General features: G+C 62.2%; 18 protein-coding genes and 2 pseudogenes. 12 read left to right on the forward strand and 8 right to left on the reverse strand.

The annotated features are described in order from the left end of the window. Nucleotides 1-3: 3 nt before the first annotated feature. The 3 genes from ACS3WB_RS12380 (at nt 4) to ACS3WB_RS12390 (ending at nt 4,105) form a co-directional block, all read left to right on the forward strand. Entirely contained in the window at nt 4-2,211 is a 2,208-nt protein-coding gene (locus tag ACS3WB_RS12380) for an amylo-alpha-1,6-glucosidase (RefSeq protein WP_438275857.1), read from the forward strand. A gap of 43 nt (nt 2,212-2,254) precedes the next feature. Continuing rightward, the gene (locus ACS3WB_RS12385; protein ID WP_438275858.1) at nt 2,255-2,782 is read left to right on the forward strand and encodes a PRC-barrel domain-containing protein; all 528 of its coding nucleotides are present in this window, start codon (nt 2,255-2,257) and stop codon (nt 2,780-2,782) included. A 105-nt stretch (nt 2,783-2,887) separates the two neighbouring features. Then, complete coding sequence (locus ACS3WB_RS12390) at nt 2,888-4,105, forward strand: MFS transporter (RefSeq protein WP_438275859.1); 1,218 nt, start codon at nt 2,888-2,890, stop codon at nt 4,103-4,105. A 184-nt stretch (nt 4,106-4,289) separates the two neighbouring features. Here ACS3WB_RS12390 and ACS3WB_RS12395 read toward each other — a convergent pair whose 3' ends face one another. Continuing rightward, entirely contained in the window at nt 4,290-4,448 is a 159-nt protein-coding gene (locus ACS3WB_RS12395; protein ID WP_438275860.1) for a hypothetical protein, read from the reverse strand. 341 nt (nt 4,449-4,789) lie between these two features. Here ACS3WB_RS12395 and ACS3WB_RS12400 point away from each other — a divergent pair, with 341 nt between their 5' ends. Further along, nucleotides 4,790-6,415 (forward strand): FMN-binding glutamate synthase family protein, encoded by a 1,626-nt coding sequence (locus ACS3WB_RS12400; RefSeq protein ID WP_438275861.1) that lies wholly within the window; start codon nt 4,790-4,792, stop codon nt 6,413-6,415. Nucleotides 6,416-6,431: 16 nt separating this feature from the next. Here ACS3WB_RS12400 and ACS3WB_RS12405 read toward each other — a convergent pair whose 3' ends face one another. The 3 genes from ACS3WB_RS12405 to ACS3WB_RS12415 all read right to left on the reverse strand — a co-directional run bounded on the left by ACS3WB_RS12405 (nt 6,432) and on the right by ACS3WB_RS12415 (nt 10,083). Then, nucleotides 6,432-8,450 carry a carbohydrate porin gene (locus ACS3WB_RS12405; RefSeq protein WP_438275862.1) on the reverse strand — a complete coding sequence of 673 codons (2,019 nt, stop codon included), beginning with the start codon at nt 8,448-8,450 and terminating at the stop codon, nt 6,432-6,434. Between the two features lie 423 nt (nt 8,451-8,873). Beyond that, nucleotides 8,874-9,134 (reverse strand): hypothetical protein, encoded by a 261-nt coding sequence (locus ACS3WB_RS12410; RefSeq protein WP_438275863.1) that lies wholly within the window; start codon nt 9,132-9,134, stop codon nt 8,874-8,876. Between the two features lie 136 nt (nt 9,135-9,270). Continuing rightward, complete coding sequence (locus tag ACS3WB_RS12415) at nt 9,271-10,083, reverse strand: creatininase family protein (RefSeq protein ID WP_438275864.1); 813 nt, start codon at nt 10,081-10,083, stop codon at nt 9,271-9,273. Nucleotides 10,084-10,208: 125 nt separating this feature from the next. On the opposite strand from ACS3WB_RS12415, the gene ACS3WB_RS12420 reads away from it, so the two are divergent. From ACS3WB_RS12420 to ACS3WB_RS12440, 5 genes are read left to right on the forward strand one after another with little or no spacing between them, the layout of a single operon-like run. Continuing rightward, nucleotides 10,209-11,279 carry an ABC transporter substrate-binding protein gene (locus ACS3WB_RS12420; RefSeq protein WP_438275872.1) on the forward strand — a complete coding sequence of 357 codons (1,071 nt, stop codon included), beginning with the start codon at nt 10,209-10,211 and terminating at the stop codon, nt 11,277-11,279. A gap of 12 nt (nt 11,280-11,291) precedes the next feature. Continuing rightward, nucleotides 11,292-12,098: an ABC transporter ATP-binding protein gene (locus ACS3WB_RS12425; RefSeq protein WP_438275873.1), complete on the forward strand. Its 807-nt coding sequence runs from the start codon at nt 11,292-11,294 to the stop codon at nt 12,096-12,098. Beyond that, the gene (locus tag ACS3WB_RS12430; RefSeq protein ID WP_438275865.1) at nt 12,095-12,934 is read left to right on the forward strand and encodes an ABC transporter permease; all 840 of its coding nucleotides are present in this window, start codon (nt 12,095-12,097) and stop codon (nt 12,932-12,934) included. The genes ACS3WB_RS12425 and ACS3WB_RS12430 overlap by 4 nt, the downstream gene beginning before the upstream one ends. Then, entirely contained in the window at nt 12,934-13,917 is a 984-nt protein-coding gene (locus ACS3WB_RS12435) for a 2-hydroxyacid dehydrogenase (protein ID WP_438275866.1), read from the forward strand. Before ACS3WB_RS12430 ends, ACS3WB_RS12435 begins: the two co-directional genes overlap by 1 nt. After that, nucleotides 13,918-14,640: an AprI/Inh family metalloprotease inhibitor gene (locus ACS3WB_RS12440; protein WP_438275867.1), complete on the forward strand. Its 723-nt coding sequence runs from the start codon at nt 13,918-13,920 to the stop codon at nt 14,638-14,640. Nucleotides 14,641-14,699: 59 nt separating this feature from the next. Here ACS3WB_RS12440 and ACS3WB_RS12445 read toward each other — a convergent pair. The 4 genes and pseudogenes from ACS3WB_RS12445 to ACS3WB_RS12460 form a co-directional block, all read right to left on the reverse strand. After that, nucleotides 14,700-14,864: pseudogene (locus ACS3WB_RS12445) on the reverse strand (JAB domain-containing protein); the annotation flags it as partial. 103 nt (nt 14,865-14,967) lie between these two features. Then, nucleotides 14,968-15,195, reverse strand: coding sequence for a helix-turn-helix transcriptional regulator (locus ACS3WB_RS12450; protein ID WP_046845494.1), 228 nt, complete (start codon nt 15,193-15,195; stop codon nt 14,968-14,970). Nucleotides 15,196-15,622: 427 nt separating this feature from the next. Continuing rightward, a pseudogene (locus ACS3WB_RS12455) lies at nt 15,623-18,766 on the reverse strand (efflux RND transporter permease subunit). Beyond that, a complete protein-coding gene (locus ACS3WB_RS12460) occupies nt 18,759-19,019 on the reverse strand; it encodes a hypothetical protein (RefSeq protein ID WP_244465967.1) in 261 nt (86 codons plus the stop codon). The pseudogene ACS3WB_RS12455 and the gene ACS3WB_RS12460 overlap by 8 nt, the downstream one beginning before the upstream one ends. Before the next feature lie 909 nt (nt 19,020-19,928). Here ACS3WB_RS12460 and ACS3WB_RS12465 point away from each other — a divergent pair. The 3 genes from ACS3WB_RS12465 to ACS3WB_RS12475 all read left to right on the forward strand — a co-directional run bounded on the left by ACS3WB_RS12465 (nt 19,929) and on the right by ACS3WB_RS12475 (nt 22,504). Next, the gene (locus tag ACS3WB_RS12465; RefSeq protein ID WP_348270886.1) at nt 19,929-20,585 is read left to right on the forward strand and encodes a Chromate resistance protein ChrB; all 657 of its coding nucleotides are present in this window, start codon (nt 19,929-19,931) and stop codon (nt 20,583-20,585) included. Nucleotides 20,586-20,669: 84 nt separating this feature from the next. Further along, nucleotides 20,670-21,887: an MFS transporter gene (locus ACS3WB_RS12470; RefSeq protein WP_046845495.1), complete on the forward strand. Its 1,218-nt coding sequence runs from the start codon at nt 20,670-20,672 to the stop codon at nt 21,885-21,887. Nucleotides 21,888-21,946: 59 nt separating this feature from the next. Beyond that, nucleotides 21,947-22,504 (forward strand): phosphatase PAP2 family protein, encoded by a 558-nt coding sequence (locus ACS3WB_RS12475; protein ID WP_046845496.1) that lies wholly within the window; start codon nt 21,947-21,949, stop codon nt 22,502-22,504. Nucleotides 22,505-22,506: the final 2 nt, after the last annotated feature.

Raw genomic sequence — 22,506 nt, forward strand, 5'->3', positions numbered from 1 at the left:
AGAATGACGGCAATCAAAGCCACGGCACAAATCACACTCATGCCGTCGCCCGATGGCGTTGTGACAGAGTCGCCGTTCTATATTCCGATGACGGGTCCCTCGGCCCGCCCGCGCCGCACATTGAAGCACGACGATACCTTCGTGGTGCTCGACAGTCACGGTGATATCGGAGCGTCCGCAGGAGGACCCGACGGTCTGTTCAATACCGACACGCGCTATCTCGCCAGACTTGAGATGGTTCTCAACGACATGCAGCCGCTGCTGCTCGGCTCCAATCTGCGCAACGACAATTCCGGCCTGACGGTCGATCTGACCAATCCGGATATCTACGACGGCGACCGGATCGTGTTCCGCAAGGATACGATCCATATCGTGCGCACGGTCTTTCTCTGGCGCGGCACCGCGTATCAGCGGATCGGCATCCAGAACCACGGCGAGCAGACTGCGAGCTTTGATCTTTCCCTGCTGTTTGACAATGATTTCGCGGATCTGTTCGAGGTGCGCGGCGAGCGGCGGGCCCGCCGTGGCGTCGGCGCCGGCGAACTGTCCGATCCGTCGACCGTCGTCCTGTCCTATATCGGTCTCGACGACATCGTTCGAACCTCGCGCCTGCACTTCGAGCCGCGCCCCACACGCCTGTCCGTCAACCGCGCGATCTATCATCTCGATCTGTCACCGCAGCGGACAACCGCAATATTTCTCACCGTGTCCTGCAACAAGCCGGCGACGGAGGTGCCCGCTCCGTTCTATCGGGGCCTGCTGGCGCATCGCCGCGAAATGCGGCGCGCCTGGTCCGGCGCGACGAACATCGAGACCTCGAACAATATCTTCAACGAGGTCGTGTGCCAGTCGATGGCCGATCTGAATATCCTGATGACGCAGACGCCGCACGGCCGCTATCCCTATGCCGGCATCCCCTGGTACTCGACGACGTTCGGGCGTGATGGACTGATAACGGCGCTGCAGATGTTGTGGATCGATCCCGGCATCGCGCGCGGCGTTCTCAACAGGCTCGCGGCGTTCCAGGCCCAGGTCGTCGATCCCGGCGCCGATGCGGAGCCGGGAAAGATTCTTCACGAAATGCGCGGCGGAGAAATGGCCGCGTTGCACGAGGTGCCGTTCGAGCGATACTACGGCAGCGTCGATTCGACGCCGCTGTTCGTGCTGCTTGCGGGACTCTACGTCGAGCGCACGGGCGATAAGTCGATCCTTGAAGACCTGTGGCCGGCGATCGAGGCTGCGCTGAACTGGATCGACGGGCCCGGCGATCCCGATGGGGATGGCTTCGTCGAGTATCGGCGCGCGTCCGAACAAGGGCTCGCCAACCAGGGCTGGAAAGATTCGTTCGACGCGATCTTTCATGCCGACGGCACACTTGCGGAAGGCAATATCGCGCTGGCCGAGGTGCAGGGTTATGTCTTTGCCGCCAAGCGGTCGGCGGCGCGGTGCGCGAGTGCGCTCGGTCTGACCGATCGCGCCCGCGAACTGGAACGCGCCGCGGAACACCTGGCGTCCCGGTTCGAGGAGGCGTTCTGGCTGCCGGATCTGCGCACCTACGCGCTGGCGCTCGACGGAAAGAAACGGCCCTGCAAGGTACGGACATCGAACGCCGGACAGTTGCTGTTCACCGGCATGGTCCGGGAAGAACGGGCGCGTATGGTCGCCGCCGATCTGATGCGGTCGTCGCTCTTCACCGGCTGGGGCATCCGCACTGTCGCCACCGGCGAAGCGCGTTACAATCCGATGTCCTATCACAACGGCTCGATCTGGCCGCACGACAATGCGCTGATTGCGCTCGGACTTGCGCGATACGGCCTCAAGCATTCGGTCGAACAGGTCTTCAAGGGACTATTCGATGCGGCAACCTACATGGATTTGCGGCGGTTGCCGGAATTGTTCTGCGGGTTCCGCCGTGAGCCGCGGCGCGGACCGACGCTTTATCCCGTCGCCTGCTCGCCGCAGGCATGGGCGAGCGCCACCCCCTTCACGCTGCTGGAAGCGGCGCTGGGTCTGGAGTTCGATGCCGCAAGGAACGAGATCAGGCTGCGCAATCCGCGGCTTCCGGCATTCCTGAACGAGATCATCCTGCGTGGACTCCATCTCGGCGAATCCAGTGTCGATCTGCGCCTGCGCCGCCACGACGAAGATGTGTCGCTCGAGGTGTTGCGGACGCGAGGTCACATTCAGGTGTCGATCGTTCTGACGCGCTAAACCGCTTTCGCGCGCCGCGATTTCAATTGGGCAGCGAGGACTCATGTCTCGAACAGGTTCGACGAAAGCCGTTCTTTCGATCGCCGTCCTGGTGCTCGCCGCCACGTACGCGATGGCCGACGACGCGGCTCAACCGCAGGCCGATCCCGCCCCCGCAAGTCCGCCGGTAGCAGCAAGTCCGCCGGCGGCCGCAAAGCCTTCGGACAAGGCGACCGCTCCGCCGCCGTCGATTACCGTGATCGGTCCCGCCGATGCGCATAGCGTGCTGGGACGCGAGGTGCGAAGCACGAGCGGTCAGGACATGGGGCGGATCGTCGACGTGATCGTGGACCGGGCTGGCGCGGTTCGCGCCGCCGTGATCGATTTCGGCGGCTTCCTTGGGGTCGGCAGCCGGAAGATCGTGGTCGACTGGAATGCGCTTCGCTTCGGCAAGGTGAAGGGCGCGAGCGACAGCATCAGTCTCGAACTGACGCAGGACCAGGTGAAGGCGGCGCCGGAATACAAGGAAGGCGCGCCTGTCGTGGTGCTGGGCGCATCGGGAACTCTTCAGCCTCTCAACCTGGGCCCTTGATAAGGAGATATCCAATCTGTTTTCGCAACTGGCCGACGGTCGCTCGATCCGGATAGCGCGCCCCAGTGGCGGGCGGGCGTAGAGGGTGTGAATCCGGTGCCCGGCATGCAGGACCGTCATCCCTCGGCGCAAAGCCAGCGTGGCCTCGACTGGTTCATTTTCTTCCTTGCCGACCTGCAGACCGGATTCGGCCCCTTCGTGGCAGTCTATCTCACCACGCAGAAGTGGACGCAGTCCGAGATCGGGCTGGTCCTGTCGATCGGCGGGATCGTCGGTCTGATCGGTCAGATGCCGGGCGGCGCCGTTGTCGATGCGGCCCGCTCGGAGCGTCTGGTGGCGGGGCTCGCCGTCGCCACGATCGGCGTCAGCGCGCTCGCCTATGCGGCCTGGCCGATCTTTCCGGTCATTGCGCTGGCGGCGATCCTGCATGCCGCGGCGAGTTGTGTGCTCGGCCCTGTGATTGCCGCCATCAGCCTCGGCCTTGTGGGGCCGCGAGCGATCGGCGAGAGGCTCGGACGCAATGCGCGCTTCGCCTCGCTTGGCAACGGCGTGGCGGCGGGAGTGATGGGCCTTGTCGGATACCTGCTGTCGAGCCGCGCGGTGTTCGTGGTGAGTTTCGGGTTTGCGGTCGCGACGGTGCTCGCACTGGCGCGGATCCGCGACCGGGAAATCGATCCGGAGCAGGCCCACGGAGCGATCGAGCGCGCCGAGCCGGATCCCGCTGCGACCAGCGTCCTGCATCTTCTGCATCGGCGACCGCTGTTGGTCTTTGCCTGTACGGTTTTCCTTCTCCAGTTCGCCAACGCGGCCATGCTGCCGTTGATGGCGGGCATCGTGACCGAACGTTCGAGCGAGGGCGCACCGGCGCTGATCGCGCTCTGCATTATCGTCCCGCAGGCGATCGTCGCCTTGATCTCGCCTTCAGTTGGCCGCAAGGCGCAAGCCTGGGGGCGCCGCCCGCTGCTCATGATCGCCTTCGCCGCGCTGGCCGTTCGAGGGATGTTGTTTGCGACGGTCCACGACCCGTCGCTGCTGGTCGCGGTGCAGGTGCTGGACGGCATCACCGCCGCAGTCTTCGGTGTCATGATCCCGCTCATTGTCGCAGACGTCGCCTTCGGCTCCGGTCATTTCAATCTCGCGCAGGGCGTCATTGGCACTGCTACCGGAGTAGGGGCCTCGCTCAGCACGGTAGTTGCCGGCACCATGAGCGATCACTTCGGACATGGTGTTGCGTTCACGGGATTGGCCGCCGCCGCATTATCGGGCCTGCTGGTGGTCTGGACCCTTATGCCTGAAACCCGCCTTGCGGCGGAGCAGCCCTAGTGTGGTGGTTCAGAAGTTCGCTTTATTGCCCAAACGAGTCCGTCAAGCGAACTCCTGAGCCTAAACCACACTGGAATCATAAAGTTGCTGCTGTCCCTTTGATTCCGAAGTTCGCATCAAAGGTTGCTGCAAGGGTATGCGAACTTCGGAATCGGGACACTAGCGAGGATCATGAGCCTGCCGCCTAATGGCTCCAGGGTTCCGAACTGCGTTTCTCGAATTCCTTGATCTGCACGTCGTATTCTTCGGCCAGCTTGAGCAGGCGCTTTTCGGTGAACGGATCGGTGCCTTTTGCGAGACGGCGGCAGCGTTCTGCCTGTTGTCTCAGGAAATCGATGTCCATGATGCCGTCTGAAATCCTGAATGTCAGTCCGCGTTCAATGCCCGTCAGGAAGAATTCCCCCGAGAATCTGAAACGAAAAGGAAGCTACGCTCACCGGATCAATGCGAATGCTGGGTAACCCGCGCAGCAGTCTTGCGTTCCCGGTTATGCACAGGAGTTACGGTGGTTTGAGGAAGGGCAACGCGTCCAAACGCCGCGGATGTCGTGTAATATCGGGAGACTCAAAGGGGCTGCACCGCCGCGCCCGCGGCGATCGCGCAGCCTCGCGGTCGTCGTCCCGCCGGCTCGCCGCGGGTTTGCGGGCAAGGATCAGTTCGTAAGGGTTGGTTCAGCGAGGGTCCATGGAAACGTTGCTGCTTCCCTTTTCGCCGCGCTTCATCGTGCTGACGATCTGTGCCGTGGTCACGGCGCTGCTGGTCGGCCTTGGGATCGAGGATCACGAAACCTTCAAGGTAGTGGTTGTTCCGATCCTGATCTTCGGGGCGTTGACCGCACTCGGTATCCGCGACCTCCTGCAAAAGAGCCATGCCATCCTGCGCAACTATCCGATCTCCGCGCATATCCGTTTCCTGCTCGAGGAGATCCGCCCGGAGATGCGGCAGTATTTTTTCGAGAGCGAAAAGGACGGCATGCCGTTCAGCCGGGACACGCGCTCCGTAATCTACCAGCGCGCGAAGATGATGCTCGACAAGCGTCCATTCGGTACCCAGGAAAAGGTCTATGGCGAAGGCTACGAATGGATGCACCATTCGATGGCGCCGACGTCTCATGCCGAGGAGAAATTCCGCATTACTATCGGCGGGCCGGATTGCACCAGGCCCTATTCGGCCTCGGTCTTCAACATATCCGCGATGAGTTTCGGCGCGCTCAGTCCCAACGCCGTGCGTGCGCTCAACGCCGGCGCAAAAAAGGGTGACTTCGCCCATGACACCGGCGAGGGCGGCGTCAGTCGTTACCATCGTGAAGGCGGCGGCGACCTGATCTGGGAGATCGGCTCCGGCTATTTCGGCTGCCGGACCCGAGACGGCGGCTTCAATGCCCGCGAATTCGCCCGCGTCGCGGCCGACGACCAGATAAAGATGGTCGAGCTCAAGATCAGTCAGGGAGCAAAGCCCGGCCATGGCGGGGTCTTGCCGGCCGCCAAGGTTTCCGAGGAGATTTCCAGAATTCGCGGCGTCGGCATGGGAGAGGACTGCATTTCGCCGTCCCGCCACAAGGCGTTCTCGACGCCGGTCGGCCTGATGAAATTCATCGCCGAGATGCGGCGCCTGTCGGGCGGCAAGCCGGCCGGGTTCAAGCTCTGCATCGGGCACAAATGGGAATTTCTCGCGATCTGCAAGGCGATGGTGCAGACCGGCATCTATCCCGACTTCATCGTCGTCGACGGCAAGGAGGGCGGCACCGGCGCCGCGCCGTTGGAATTCATGGACCACCTCGGAATGCCGATGCGCGAAGGCGTCAACTTCGTCCACAATGCGCTGATCGGCATCAATGCACGCGACCGGATCAAGATCGGCGCGTCGGGCAAGATCGCGACCGGCTTTGATGTCGCCCGCGCCATGGCGCTCGGCGCCGACTGGTGCAACTCGGCGCGCGGCTTCATGTTCGCGCTCGGCTGCATTCAGTCGCTGAACTGTCACACCGATCGCTGCCCGACCGGGATCGCCACGCAGGATCCGTCGCGCAGCCGCGCATTGGTGGTGCCGCACAAGCTTGAGCGGGTCTACAACTATCATCGCGCCACCCTGCTTGCGCTCACCGAGCTGATCGCAGCGGCGGGACTGGAGCATCCGAGCGAGCTGCGCCCGGTGCATTTTTCACAGCGCGTGTCGAACACCGAGGTGGCATCGTTCGACACGCTTTATCCGACGTTGCGGCGAGGGGAACTGCTTGACGGCACCACCGACCCGCGCTTCCGCGACGCCTGGGCGCGGGCGCAGGCGGACTCGTTCGCGCCGGCGGGATAAGGGGGGGTCAGCAGCTTCAAAACTCTCCGTGCAGTCGTCCAGAAAACACATGCACGGGGCCGCGGTCGGCGTTGTAGGCGGGATTCGCGATGAACTGATAGTCGGCGGTCAGGGTGAAGTGCTTGTCCAGTGCATAAGCATAGTACGCTTCCAGCACGCGTTCGCGGCGGTAGTTGAGCTGGCCGTCGCCGACGAGCACGCCGAGGCCGCCGGCGGCGATGAAGTCGCGATGATCCCGCGACAAAGCATTGATCGCGCCGCCAAGACCGATCACATCCTCCGGCCGCCCCCAGCGCGTGCCCTTGATCGAGGTGCCGAGCGAGAGGCTGGCATCGATGTCGGTGAACGCCATGATCTCGGTCTTGCCGTCGTTCCAGCTCCAGCGGCCGAACAGTCCGACATCGTCGGAGAGCGCCTGCTCGAGATTGACTGCATAGCCGTACTTGATGCGGCCGGTACGGGTTAGCGCGATGTCGAGATTGAAAGCGGGATCGTTCAGCGTGTCGCGATAGCTGCCCATGTAGGCGCTGTTGAGCCAGCCGAGGGTTCGAATCTTGCCGGGCTGGCCGAACAGGGAGTGGCGCGTCTCCAGTTCGATTACATATTCGCCGCGCTGGAGCAGGCGGGTGTCGAAGCTGTTGGAGTTCGATTCCGAATCCATCAGGAAGTAGCCGCCGCGTACCGCCCAGTATTTCTGGTTAAGTTCCGCTGTCAGGCCGTAGCTCAGTCCGAGCTTGTCGGCGGAGTAGTCGAAAGCGCCCGGCGCCCATAGCGACCAGTTCATGAAGTCCTTGCGCGTGTCCTTGGCATAGGCGTTGCCGTCGAAGACGTCCGTGACGGCGAACTTGCCGGCCTGAAGTGTTAGCCGCGAGATGTCGGCCTTGCCCGCCAGTTGCGTCGGTTCGCTGGGCAAATCCTCCTGCTCGCCCCCGAAGCCGAAGGTTTGGCGCACAAAAAGCCGTGAAGCGTTGTAATGGGGGTAGGGGAAGTTGGATTTCTGCGCCTCGCCGCTCGGGAAGCCTGCGACGCCGACGGTATCGCTGAGGCCAAAACCCTGCAGCAGTTCGGGATTGTAGTAGACCTCGCCGCCGTCCCAGAGCCGCGCGTTCAAAAACAGGCTGTTGCTCCAGGTCGCCTGATATTGCGCGGCCGGACTCAGGCTGTTGGCGCCGGTGTAGGGCGCGCGGAACGACGGATAGCCCTGGCCGAGATAGGTGGTCTGGCCGTGAATCTCCCAGCGGTCGGATTCGGGATCGGCGAGGGCCCCGACATGGCGGTCCGCGATTCCGCTCGAGCCACCGAGCTGACGGTTGAGCCCGATGCGGATCGACTGAAAATCCATCGTCGAAGCGTATTGTGCAGCCGACGGGAACTGAACGGCAGCCTTGTCGAACCGGTAATAGAGATATTCGAGCCGGGCGCTCCAGTGCGGTGCAAAGGCGTATTCGAGGCCTGCGCCGGCAGCCCACCCGAGACGCATGTCAAGCGACTTCTCCTGATCGCCCGACGGCAGAGTGTTGAGATAGCGTTCGCCGGTAAAGGCAAGGCCGCCACTTGCAAAAGCGAGCCACGGGCCTGTTGCATAGCCGATCCGTCCGCGCGCTGATCCGATGACGTCCCATTGGTGGGTGATGTCGGAGCGCGCGGTGGCGAGCTTCGACACAATCGAATTGGACTCGATATAGCTCGGAAAGGAAACGTCGGCTTCGAGGCCGAACAACAGGCCCGAGGGAAGCCGGTAATTATAGCCGGCCTGGACGCCCCCGATGGAGCCGCCGAAACCATGGCTACTCTCGGTGGAGGCCGGATCCAGGAGGGTCGCGGCCGATCGGCCGCCGCCGAACCCGGCATGGATGCCAAAATAAAGGCCGGTCCAATCCACCGCCGGTCGGACCATGGCTTTAACCGGCAGGGCGGATGCGTGCAGGTCGGCAGCGACGGCCGGGCCGTCAGGCAGCGCCAGCATGCCCAGCGTCCCCGCGGCGAGCATGATGTGCCGCTTTCGCGGCAGCCGAAATGGCGGGATCACCTTCATCCGGCTGTCCGCTGGAACTGGCCTGGACTTCGCTCAACCATTTCTTGCCTGCTCGTCAAAAGGTCGTCAGCCCGGATGAAGCTGGACCGAATCCGGCCAAGGACTGCGTGATACCGTTATTTTGGCTCAATCGGGTCCATTACCCGGACAAATGTCTCTCCGTTCCCAGATTATAATTGCAACTAATTCGCAATTGCAACTGTAATTGATGAATGAGGGGGTAAAATCGTGACTGCCATTGTTTGACGACAACGGCGCGACAGCGGTTGGCCGGCTGCTGCGCCGCCGGAAGGCCGCCGTGTTAGCTGACCGACGCGACGAAAACGGCGGATGCACGGAAAGCGACCCACCCGAGGAATGGGCAGGCCGTTTTCAGCAGCGGAGACGGTTGGCGCGTCCGTCGCGGAGAGATGACGCGGGTCCTCAATCGCAGACTCGGACGCGGCCGGCATAGTTGCCGTACGAGTCGTACTGGCGAATCCAGCCGCAGCGGCGATAGTCGTCGACGTAGTAACCGTCAGCCGCGATGGCGCTGCCGATCGCGGCTGCGCCAATCACTCCGGCCGCGATACCGAAGCCGAGACCGAGGCCCTTGGCATCAGCGTGCTGTGTTGAACTGGCGATCATGCCGGTAGCGGTGAGGGCAACGAGCGCGGCGGCAGCGATACTGGTCTTGAGCGACATTTTGAAAACTCCATCCTGTTGACGCGGCCTGCCTGGCCGGCACGCTCATTGGTGGAGGCGTCGTCGATTTCGGTTCGAAGCAGTTTTGATTGGTTCGGTTTGTCGTGGTTGCGATGTGGCTCGAAGGGTTAACGGTTCAGCCGTCTGAGCGGCTTTTCAGAGTTGCCGGATCGAACCTCTCCATGTCGGCCAGCAATTCGCAGAACGCGCGTGCGCCGTGCTCGATCAGCCTTTCGCCCTTTTCCGCGGACGCCTGCGTCGCATCGCCCACGGCGCCGCTTGCGTGAAGGTCCTGCGTCTGCCACGCAAATGGCGCCGGCCGCTGGGTGCCGAGCCAGCGATAGCTCTTTTCGATTGCGATGCTCGCGGGGCGGAAGTTTGCGATCCTGTCGCGCCGTACTTCATCGGGATAGCGCGCCAGCATGATCGAGGTTTCAACCGCACCGCCATGGATGCCGTGACGCAATTCCTCCCCATCGAACAATCCGTCTGGCACGCCGAAGCGCGACCACGCGGTGGTGACCGCGAGCATGTGATGCCGCGCGCGCAGGTCCTGCGCCACCATCGTCATCGCCGCATTGTTGCCCCCGTGGCTGGACACCATCACGATCTTCCGGGTTCCGGTGAGCGCCACCTCTTCGCCGAGCGCGGTCCAGGCCTTCAGCGCCGCTTCGTTGGTCAATGTCTGCGTGCCCGGGAAATCGGTATGCTCGGTGGAAATGCCGACAGGCTGCACCGGCAGAAAGATCACGGGTATGTCCTGCGGCAGCAGTTCACGAACGCGCGCAAGATAGGCTTCCGCGATCAGAACGTCGGTCGAAAACGGCAGATGCGGACCGTGCTGCTCGGTCGCCGCCAGCGGCAGCACCGCGATCCAACTCGCCGCCGCGCCGGGCGGCACGTCGGGCCAGTGGATGGCGGTCCAGTCAAAAGGTGGTGTCCGGGTCATATCACGCAGCGTTTCATCGAGGCGGAATGCGGGTTATAGCGTTTTCGAGCAGAGCATGTCCGAGGCCGGGTTTCGCGCCGGGCCGCCTTCCCATCATGAGCCGGAACGATCGAGAGAGTCCAATGATGCGTCTTGTCCTTTTGCTGCGAACGTTAACGGCCGGGCTGGTGTTGGTGCTCGGCCTCGCTGGAGGCGCGGCGGCGGCTGGCCCTGCGCTGGACAAGGTTTCCTTTGGCACGAACTGGGTCGCCGAGGGCGAGCACGGTGGCTTCTTTCAGGCGCTGGCCGACGGCACCTACAAAAAATATGGCCTCGACGTCACCATCGTTCCGGGCGGCCCCAATGTGAACAATCGGGTTTTGCTGATCTCCGGCAAGCTCGATTTCTTCATGACGGCGAACACGCTGCAATCGTTCGATGCGGTGGCGAACAACGTGCCGGTCGTCGCGGTTGCCGCGATGTTCCAGAAGGATCCGCAGGTTTTTCTCGCGCATCCTGAATCGAAGGTGACGAAAATCGAGGACCTGAAGCCGCTCACTCTGTTCGTCTCCAAAGAAGGCATCGCCAGCTATTTCCAGTGGCTCAAGTCGGAGTACGGTTTCAGCGGGGAGAAAGTCAAACCCTACACCTTCAACGCGCAGCCCTTTCTCGCCGACAAAAACAGCGCGATGCAGGGCTACGTGACCTCGGAACCGTTTGCGGTGGAAAAGCAGGCCGGATTCAAGCCGACTGTGATCCTGCTTGCGGATGCCGGATTCAATCCGTATTCGACTCTGATCGAAACCCGCCGCGATCTGGTCGAGCACAAGCAGGATCTGGTGCAGCGTTTCGTCGACGCCTCGATCATCGGCTGGTATACTTACCTGTACGGCGACAACACGGCCGGCAATGCCATGATCAAGAAGCTCAATCCCGAAATGACCGACGGTCTGCTGGCCTATTCGGTGGCGAAGATGCGGGAGTATGGCATCGTCGATTCCGGCGACTCCTTGCGCGATGGCATCGGCGCCATGAGCGACACGCGTTATGCGAGCTTCTTCGACAAGATGGTGCTGGCGGGCGTGGTGCGGCGGGATATCGACTTTCGCAAGGCTTACACGCTGCAGTTCGTCAACAAGGGAGTCGGCCTCGACTTGCGGCCCGAGAACTTGAATCCCAAGAACCTGAATCCCAAGAATCTGCAGCCCGAGAAATAAAATCCGGTGCCGATGATCGAGCCCGCAACAGCGCCATCCGAGTCCGGCACGAGTCCGCGCGCGGGTGACGCCGTGAGCATGAAGGGCGTCACCAAACATTATGCGGGCGGTGTCGCAGCGCTGGGACCGCTTGATTTCGATGTGAGCAAAGGCGATTTCGTATCGCTGCTCGGGCCGTCCGGCTGCGGAAAATCGACGGCGCTGCGGATCATCGCCGGCCTGAGCGAGCCGACGTCCGGTGCGGTTCGCATTGCCGGGGATGGGCGCTCAATCGGCTTCGTGTTTCAGGAACCGACGCTCATGCCATGGGCAAGCGTGCGCGACAACGTGGCGCTGCCGCTGAAGCTTGCGCGTCGTTCACGCTCGGACATCAAGGGACACGTCGAGCCGGCGCTGGCGCGGGTGGGATTGTCCGAATTCGCAGCCGCCTATCCGCGCGAACTCTCCGGCGGCATGAGGATGCGGGTGTCGCTGGCGCGCGCGCTCGTCACCGATCCGGATATTCTTTTGATGGACGAACCCTTTGCCGCGCTCGACGAGATCACCCGCTTTCGCCTCAACAACGACCTGCTGGCGCTGTGGCGCGACTTGCGCAAGACCGTCATCTTCGTCACCCATTCGGTGTTCGAGTCGGTCTATCTTTCGCGCCGCGTCGTGGTGATGACGCCGCGCCCCGGCCGCATCAGCGCCGAGTATCGCATCGACACGGCCGAACCGCGGGGCGAGGATTTCAGGACGTCGGCGGAATACGCCGCCTATTGCCGCGAGGTATCGATCGGGTTGTCGCTGGCGACCAGCAAGGGAGCGCCCCGCCAATGACCGTGTCCGGTTCATCGGCTGCGCCGGCCGGCAGTGACGTATCGGAGCGCGATCGGCGAGCGCCGTTCGCGCGCGTGCTGTTGCCGGTCGCGGTGCTGGGAGCCGGCGTGCTGGTGTGGCATTTGGTCGTGCAGGTCTACGCCATTCCGCCCTATGTGCTGCCGGGCCCCATGCTGGTGGCGGCGACGCTGGTGCAGGACTGGCCGATCCTGTGGCAATCGCTGCTGACCACCTTGCTGACCACGGCGGAAGGTTTTGCCGCAGCAGTGGTGGGCGGCATCGCGCTGGCGTTGTTGTTCAACCAGTCGAAATGGCTGGAGCATGCGCTCCTGCCCTATGCGATCATCCTGCAAGTCACGCCGGTGATCGCGATTGCACCGCTGCTTCTGATCTACCTGCCGCAGCAGACCGCGGTGGTTGTCTGCGCCTGGATCGTCGCATTCTTTCCCGTGCTGTCGAATACCACGCTGGGCCTCAATTCGGTGGACCGGAATTTGGAAGGAATGTTTCGTCTCTACGGCGCATCGCGGCTGCAAGCGCTGCGTTATCTGAAGCTGCCGGCCGCGCTGCCCTACATTCTCGGCGGATTGCGCATCGCCGGGGGCTTGTCGCTGATCGGAGCGGTGGTTGCGGAAATCGCGGCGGGGTCGGCGGGCGCCGGTTCCGGGCTCGCCTACAGGATCGCGGAATCCGGCTACCGGCTCAACATTCCGCGCATGTTCGCGGCGTTGTTGTTGCTCTCGGTGGCGGGCATCGTCATTTATATGTGCCTTGCGGCGGTGTCGTATCTGATGTTGCGGCGCTGGCACGAAAGCGCGCTCGGGAGGGAGAACTGATGGCCGCTGATGGCCCGCCGGAAAAGATCGAACTCCTGGTCTACGGACCGCGCAAGCCGACCATCGACAACGGCTTTGACGACGTGTTCGTGCTGCATCATTGCGAGCAACACGCCGATCTGGAACGGCTGGCGCCGGCCGTCGCCGGGAAAATCCGGGGCATGGCCGTCACCGGTTTGGTTCCTTGCGGCAGCGCGGTGCAGGCGCACTTTCCCAAACTCGAAATCATATCGACCTTCGGCGTCGGCTATGATCACGTCGATACGGGCTACGCGCGCGAACACAAGCTTGTCGTCACCAACACGCCCGACGTTTTGACCGAGGAGGTCGCGGACGTTGCGCTCGGCCTTCTGATCGCGACACTGCGCGATTTTGTCAGGGCCGATCGTTACGTGCGCGAGGGATTGTGGGCGAAGCGGAATTTTCCTTTGAGCGCCGGCTCGCTGCGCGACCGCAAGGTCGGCATGGTCGGCATGGGCCGGATCGGCCAGGCGATCGCGAGGCGGCTCGATGCGTCGCGGGTCCCGGTCGTCTATCACTCGCGCCGTCCGGCCGCTTGCGTATCCTATCGGCACTATCCGGACCTGATCGAGATGGCAAAGGCGGTCGATACGCTGGTCGTCATCACGCCCGGCGGCGCATCGACGGAGAAGCTGGTCAATGCCGACGTTCTGACGGCGCTCGGGCCGCGTGGCGTCGTCGTGAATTTGGCGCGCGGCTCGGTGGTCGATGAACCGGCGCTGATCCATGCGTTGAAGTCCGGCGTTATCCTGGCGGCCGGCCTCGACGTGTTCGCCCATGAGCCGCACGTCCCGGAGGAATTGCGCGCGTTGCAGAACGTGGTGTTGTTGCCGCACATCGGTTCGGCGTCGGTGGTGACGCGTAATGCGATGGACCAGCTTGTCGTCGACAACATCACGGCCTGGTTCGCCGGCAAGCCGCCGCTGACGCCGGTGCCGGAAACGCCGGTGGAGGGACGCTAGATGGCGAGCACAGACGGCGGCAAGCCTGCGTGGCGGAAGCGGGGACTCATCCTCGCCGCCGTCGCGGCATTGATGACCTGCGGATCGGCCGCATCGGCGCAAGACGCGTCCGCATTGAAAAAAGGCATGATCGGGCAGTGGGAACTGTCGACGACCGAACGCAGCAAAACTTGTGTCGTGACGCTCAAGGGCGATTCATCGCCGCACGGTCTCAAGCTCGAACTCGAGCCGGGCTGCGCGGCCTCGCTGCCGTTCACGAAGGACATCGCGGGCTGGACCGTCGCCGGTCTCGATATCGTGCGCTTGCAGAGCGCCACCGGAGAACCGGTGATCGATTTCACCGAAGTTGAGAGCGGCATTTTCGAAGGTCGGCGGGAGAATGAAGGCATCTACATCTTGCAAAACCTCGCCGAAGCCCGTTCGCTCGCCAAATCGATGGATCAGATGATCGGCGACTGGGCTTTCGTTCGCGGTAACGGCCAGACGGTCTGCGGCATCACGCTGACCAACACGGAGGTCCCGCCAGACAATTTCCAGGCTTTTCTCAAACCCAAATGCGATCCGGCGATCGCCGGCTTCAAGCCCGAGGTCTGGCGGCTTGAGCACGGCGAAATCCTGTTGGTGTCGGCGAGTGGCGACACCTGGCATTTTCAGGCGGACGACAATGCGCAGTGGCGACTCGTTCCCGACACCGCGAATCCGCTGATTCTCGTGAGGCAATGAGGGCAAGTCAGATCAAGAACCTGGAGTCTTTCACCATTTCCGTGAAACGGTGAAAGACTTTAGATCAGCCGCAGCCCCTTGAGGCTGGCGTGGCCGTTCTTGCCGACGATGATGTGGTCGTGCACGGAAATTCCGAGCGGCGCCGAGATGTCCACGATCGACTTTGTCATCTGGATGTCGGCCTGCGACGGCGTCGGATCGCCGGAGGGGTGGTTGTGGATCATCCCCCTAAAATCCGAACCGCATTGATATTCCAGACATTTTTCTGGATTTCGGTGGAGCTGGTGCCGGGGAATGGGGCATGTTCCCAATGATCGACCGTGATTATCACGGCTGATCACCGGTGAGTTCAGTGAGTCGCCTTGATGCACGGCAACTCACTTTATTCCTTCCGTCCCACGCTTCAAGCTCGTCGATCGGATAGAGGACGGCTTTGCCAATCTTAACGAACGACGGGCCGATCTTCATCGCACGCCAGTTCCGAAGCGTTCCAACCGAGACGCCGCCGCGATAGCGCTCCGAGACTTCCTCCGGGGTAAGAAATTTGTTGTCCAATGTCAGCCTCCCTCGATCGACAAGGTGGTGTCGCTCATTCGATGGTCATCGAGCGCGAGGCGATTTCCTTGAGTACAATGTCACCCGACGTCACCATTGGGCGTGCTTGTTATCGGTCGCTCACGCTGTTGCACGAGTGACCATGCAGCGCGGAGGTGAAATTGGGGAAGTCTGATTTTATCGGAGTAGGGAATGCGGATAGCCAGGGTTAGATATAGGACGGTGGAACAACCGTGCTTGGCTATTCCTTGTTCAAGATCGCTCGTGCATTTAGTCCTTGCTCTCCGAAGGTGGAGGCCTCAGGTTCGAAAACTGATGGGTGTGCCGACACGCGGTTGAAGCGATGCTGATCGCGTGATTCCCAGCCCCGACCGCTGTCTGCCCAGGCACTACGAGCGATCTTGCAACCGCCTCAGGGAATCCACCGTCAGGCTATCGCCTTCTCTCGATGCGCATCTGCCTCTCCACGATCGAAGCGGGCGTATCGAAGAGCGAGGGTTGGCAAGACCAGCAGGTTGAGCGCCATCGACGTCATGAGGCCGCCCAGGATAACGATCGCCATCGGGCCTTCGATCTCGCGCCCTGGTTCGCCCGCCCCCAGCGCGAGCGGAAGTAAACCGAGGCCAGTCACCAGAGAGGTCATGAGAATCGGAACGAGTCGATCCGCGGCACCTCAACGGCAGTCTCGAGGCCCCATGCGCGGCCTTCGACCATGACGAGATGTTCGTAATGCGAAATCATCAGGATGGAATTGCGTAGCGTGATGCCGAACAGCGTTACGAAGCCGACCAGTGATCCGAGCGAAAGCAGCCCACCGGTCAAAGCGACCGCAAAGACCCCACCCACGAACGCGAAAGGCAAGTTTATCAGAACCAGGACGAGGTTGCGCCAGTGGCCGGTGACGATCGAAAGCAGGAGAACGATGCCGAGTGCAGCCAGCAGTGCATTCACGAGTAGGTCGCGCTGCGACTGAGCTTGCGCCTCGGCCGAACCCGCAAACTCCACGTGCGCGCCGGGCGGCAACGTAACCTCCTTGGCGATCTTCCGTTTGACGTCACTCACAAAGGACGCGAGATCACGTCCGCTCACGTTCGCGGTCACCGTCTGAACACGCTGCGCGCTCCGATGCAGGACCTGGTATCGCCCGGATGTTTCGTAGACATCAGCTACTTGTTTTAGAAGAACGTAGGCTCCGCCCGAGGTTCGCAGCGGGAGATCGCCAATCTGCGTGAGCCTGGCGCGCGCCTGCGCATCGAGGATCACGGTAACGTTGAAGACTGCATTGCCTTCATATGCCTGCCCGACTACATCCCCTTGGTAGGCTGTGCGAATCAACTCAAGCACTTCCACCGCGTCGATCCCCCATCGCTGTAGGTCGGCAGGACGGAGCGTTACGTTAATCTGCGGCATCCCCGGCGGAGATTGTAGCTGGACATCTACGGCGCCTGAAACCTCGCTCAGTTCGCGTGCGACATCCCGTGCAGCTTTTTCAAGTGAATCGAGGTCAGCGCCGTAGACATTCACGGCGAGCGCGGCGGTAAAGCCCGATACCGTTTCCTCGACCCGTTCCGCCAAATAGGTCTTGAGCGAGAAACTGATGCCAGCGAACTTCGCAAGGGCTGCTCGCATGTGCGTTTCGGCCACGCTTTGATCGTGGCCGGAGAGGCCCGGCTGCAGGTCAATCTCGAACTCACTGTAGTGGGGCCTACGGTATCCACGCCGGCTTCGGCACGCCCTGCGTGCTGCGCGACGCTGCGCACGCCCGGAACCTTTCGGAGGGCTTCCGTGATCAAGCCTCCGATCCGAAGTGACTCATCGAGCGAAGTGCCCGGTATCGCCGAGACGTGGAGGATGAGATGTCCTTCCCGTAGGTCGGGTAGGAACGTACCGCCAAAGAACGGCAACATCGCCGCGCCCGCGATGGTAAGGGCAAAAGCCGTCGCGATGACGAGCCTCGGAAAGCGCTCGATATGCCGGAGCAGCGTCTCATAATAGCCGCGCGACCAGCGGACCATTGGCGGGTCCCGATGCTCTCGTCGGCTCTTTCCGACGAGCAGCACCATCGAAAGTGCGGGCGTAACGGTCAGCGCGACCGCGAGGGAGGCGAGCACCGCAAGGATGTAGGCGACCCCCAAAGGTCCGAACAGACGGCCGCCGACGCCCGAGAGCGTGAGGACAGGCAAGAACACCAGCAAAACGGCGAAAGTCGCGTACACGACCGCGCTGCGGACCTCGAGGATCGCATCGAGCACGACGCGCCCCTCAGTCCTCGGTTCAGCCAATCGGCGATTTTCGCGCAGTCGGCGCACAACGTTTTCGACGCCGATCACAGCGTCATCGACCACCTCGCCGATAGCAATCGCGAGTCCACCGAGCGTCATGGTGTTGAGGGTCTCACCCATCCATTGCAGGGCAAGCACGGCCGCGATCAACGAGAGCGGGATCGCGGTGCAACTGATGATCGAGGTGCGCCAGTCGAACAGGAAAAGGAACAGAACAATGATTACAAGCGCACCGCCGATCAGGAGGGCGTGCAACACATTTTGGGTTGCCGTATCGATGAAATTGGCCGGACGAAACAGATCCGCATGAAGTTGAACCTTTTCGCCCTCAGCGCCGGCCGCAGTTCGTGCAGTGCAGCTTCCACCCGCGTCGTGACGTCCCGCGTGTTGGCCCCGTATTGCTGGCTTAACATTAGCACGATGCCAGGCCGACCATTGATGAGACCGGCACCGATCGGCGGCTCGGGAGCCATGACGACGTTCGCGACATCGCCGAGCACGATGCTTGCGCCGCCCTCGTGCATCAGAACGGTGCGGGCGACTTGCTCCGGCGTCAAAGACTGGCCGAAGGTCTGGAGGGTCAAGCGCTGATTGACCGTGTCAACGAAACCGGCACCCCGCACGCCCGTGGCCTTGCGCGCGGCAGCCAAGACATCGTTCATGCCAACCCGAAATCGGATCAGATCATCCGGACGGACCTGCACCTGTAGAGATCTCACGTCTCTGCCGTAGATCGAAACTTGCGCAACACCTGGCACAGCCAATAGGCGCCTCGCCACGGTCCAATCCGCGATGGTGCGCAAGCCCATCAGCGAGCGCTGCTCGGATGTCAGACCGATGACGAGCACCGTGCCAGCCGTGGGGGTCAACGGCGTCATCGCGGGAGGTAGGACGCCTTGCGGCAGCCGGGTGGCGACCACCGCGAGACGCTCGTTGACGAGTTGGCGCGCGCGGTAAATGTCGCTGCTGGGGCGGAATACGACCGTTATGACCGACAACCCCTGGATCGAGGACGAACGCATACTTTCGACGCCCGCCAACCCGTTGATGGACGTTTCGATCGGCTGGGTGACAAGAACCTCGACTTGCTCTGGGCTCAGGCCGGGCGCTTCCGTCTGGATCGCGACTTGCGGCGGCGCGAATTCGGGGAACACGGCGTATTTGGCGCTCGCAAGCGAACACAGTCCGTAGCCCAATAGCGTGCAGAGCACGATTCCACGGAAGCGAATGGCGAACGAGACAAGGGCAGCTTGAGGCCCCGCGTGGCTGCCGAGACGGTTGTCAGTCATTGTCAGCGCTGGCCCGAAGCTCGCTCTTGGCCTCCTCGGAAAGGAGGACCTGCGCGCCGCGGGTCACGACTTCCGCGCCGACGGGAAGGTCCCGCACGACGTAATCGTCGTCGGAGACCGGTTGGTCGGTGTTGATCGGGTGCCGCTTGAACGCCTCGGGGCCGACGCGCAGGTACACCCAGGAGCGCCCCTGCCAGCGCACGATGGCTGTGTCCTCGACGAATACCCCCTCGTATGTCTTGCCAGACGGCACATAGACCGTCGTGTTATACCCGGCAGGAGGCCGCTGTCTCCCTGCGCCGTGAAGAAGTAGCTCACGCCCTGAATGCGCGCGTCTGTCCGTGTTGCGGGTGAGAGGTACTGGAGGTCGATATTGGCGTCACGCGTGGGCGCCTGCGCGAGAGCTGTCCGAGGAGGGGCCGCCAAGGTGGCGCCGGGTTGTAGCGTTACCTGAACCAGAAACCTTTCGCGCTCGATCAGTCGGACAACGGTTGGCGAACGCTCGATGATTGCCCCGCCGATCAGCGGCCCCCATTCCTGTTGCGCCGTCGCCCCTAAGGTTCTCACCTGCGATTCAGCGGCGGACAGTGCGGCCTGCTCGGTCCGAAACGTTCCTTCAGCGGCTTCGGCATCCTTCCTGGGGAGAGCTGCGGACTGCGCCAGATTCTTCGCGCGCTCAAATGCGCTCTTTGCGACGTCGAACCTGGCCTGCGCCATCTGAAGCTGAGCGTAGGCATTGGCATAGCTGTTGGTGAGTTCGGTGACGCGGGCGATATCGAGGACGGCGCCGTAGGCACGGAACTGTTCGGGATGGGGTTCCACGATCAACACCGTGGTCTGAAGCCCAATTTGCTTCTGCTGTTCCGGAGAAAGCTTGACCGTTGTCGGATCGCCAGCGGCCAAACCCAACGGCTGAGGGTGAATGGCGGGCTGGGCCCGCCCGATTTGGGCGGCACCGACCCAACATGACAGAGTCAGCACAAGCAGCGCCGCGCGGAGTGCGGCCACAGAGCGCACCTGTTGGCAAAGCATATTTAGGCTTTCATAGAGCGTGTGGACAAAATAAATGTTACAGCCGTAACATCTATCTCGGATATTGAATCGGTTCAAGGAGCGGCTGGCAGGGGACCGAACGAGGTCTGCCCAAGTCGAATCAAAAATCATGACAAAAGAACGCAGCCGCGCAAAAAAAGCGCGTCGTCCGGAAATCAAAGAAGAGCCACAGGCCATAGAGTCGAAGTCCGGGAAAGCCCGCCAAGGCGGTTCTCGGTCATGGCTGCTTCTGACCTACAAGGTGCCCGCCGAGCCGGCAAAGCGCCGCATTGCGCTGTGGCGCAAGCTGAAGGCCTTGGGGGCCATCTATCTGCAAAGCGGCGTATGCCTGTTACCGAAAATCGACGCACACGAGCGACGTTTGAAGGTCCTGCAGAACGAGATCTTCGAGATGGACGGGGACGCGGTGCTTCTCGAAACCGTTGGGCTCGACCACGCACAGGAGCAGAGGGTGATCGCTCGATTTTCGGCCGAGCGAGATGAGGCCTATCGCGAATTCATCAGTCGCTGCGACGACTTTGACGGCGAAATCGCGAAGGAGCGCGGCAACGGAAAGTTCACCTATGCCGAGGTTGAAGAGAACGAAGAGGATCTGACGAAGCTGCGGGCGTGGCTCGATAAAATCGTCCGTCTCGATTTCTACGGTGCCTCGCTCCGCGAGGAAGCTGAGGAACGGTTCGCTCGTTGTGCAGCACTGCTGGATGAATATGCGCGCGAAGTGTTCGAGGCGCAGGACGAAAACAGCACAAGCACCAATTCCGCCTGAAGAGGCAGACCTTCTTTGGCTGTGAAGTCCTGCTCGGCGGCGACGCCAAGCGCGTCGTCAACGCCCGCGAACAGAAGAGATGAGATGGACAAGATTACGGAGAAAACCCCGGTCCACGAAGCGCGGCACGGCATTCCCGCCGGCGTGTGGGCGCTGGGCTTCGTATCGATGCTGATGGACATATCGTCGGAGATGATCCACGCGTTGTTGCCTGTCTACATGGTGACGGTGCTCGGGACCTCGACCCTTGCCGTTGGCATCATCGAAGGCATCGCTGAAGCGACGGCCTCGATCACCAAAGTTTTTTCGGGCGCTCTCAGCGACTGGCTAGGCAAGCGGAAGTTTCTAGCCGCCCTCGGCTACGGGCTTGCCGCGTTCACCAAACCGATCTTTCCGCTCGCCGCCTCGCTTGATTGGCTCGTCGCCGCCCGTTTCATCGACCGTGTCGGCAAGGGTATTCGCGGCGCACCGCGCGACGCCCTGGTGGCCGACATCGCGCCGCCCGAGCTGCGCGGGGCCGCCTTCGGCCTGCGTCAGTCACTCGATACGATCGGCGCCTTCATCGGCCCGCTACTCGCCATCGGCCTCATGTGGCTGACGGCGGACCATTTTCAGACGGTGTTCTGGATCGCCGTCATTCCGGCCTTCCTGTCGGTCGCGCTGATCCTCGTCGTGGTCAAGGAGCCGGAGCGGTCGAGGGACCTACGCAAAGTTCGCATGCCGCTGCATCGCGAGGAGTTACGACGCCTCGGCTCGGTCTATTGGTGGGTCGTAGCGGTCGCGGCGGTGTTCACGCTCGCGCGCTTCAGCGAAGCATTTCTCATCCTGCGCGCCCAGTCGATCGGTCTGCCGTTGGCGCTCGTCCCGATCGTGCTGGTGCTCATGAGTCTCGCTTATTCGGCCTCGGCCTATCCGATCGGCGTTCTCTCCGACCGGATGGATCGCATGACGATTCTGATACTCGGCATGATCCTGCTCGTCCTTGCCGATCTCGTGCTCGCCTTCGCGGGTAGCCTTTGGGGCGTCGGCATCGGCGTCGTGCTCTGGGGGCTGCATATGGGCTTCACCCAGGGCCTGCTCGCGGCCCTGATAGCCGAAGCGGCACCCGCCGAACTGCGCGGCACCGCCTTCGGCATGTTCAATCTGGTTGCCGGCTTGGCGCTGCTGGCTGCCAGTATAATCGCCGGCGCGCTCTGGGATGTGATCGGTCCGCAAGCCACCTTTATGGCTGGCGCGGCTTTCGCCGTGCTGACTACGTTGGGTCTGCTGCTTGTTCGCGGCCAGATGAAACACCCGCGCTAAGTTTGAACAGCAACACCGACACTTTCACAAGATGCCGACGACGAGATAAGGATTCAGAATTGCAGTTACACGACGTAGACGCCGCAGCGACGCGTGCCATCAACAGTCTGGCTGGAGCGAGCACCACCATCGATTTTCTGATGATCTGGAGCTCGGCGCTCGGTATCCCGCTTCTTGTTTTGGCGGTCGCCGGGCAATGGTGGCGGCACGACGACCGGCAGCACGTTCGGCATGTATTGGTCGCCGCCGGGTTTTCCTTTCTCCTCGGCCTTGCAATCAACCAGATCATCTTGTTGTTCGTCCATCGGATACGACCTTATGACGGTGGCATCACGCATCTTCTGATCGATCGCAGCGCCGATCCGTCATTCCCCTCCGATCACGCCACCGCGACCTTCGCCATCGCCGCGGCCTTTCTGCTGCACGGCATGCGGCGGCTTGGTGCGTGGTTTCTGGCAGCCGCCGTACTTGTGACGTTCTCCCGAGTCTATGTCGGAACGCACTATCTCGGCGACGTTCTTGGCGGCGCCTCGACCGGGATTGTCGCCGCCATGCTGGTCCGCTCGCTCTATAGGGAAGGGACGCGGGCCGATCGCATGATCACCAGCATTCTTTAGGG

The organism is Nitrobacter sp. (assembly GCF_051535215.1).
Lineage (GTDB): Bacteria > Pseudomonadota > Alphaproteobacteria > Rhizobiales > Xanthobacteraceae > Nitrobacter.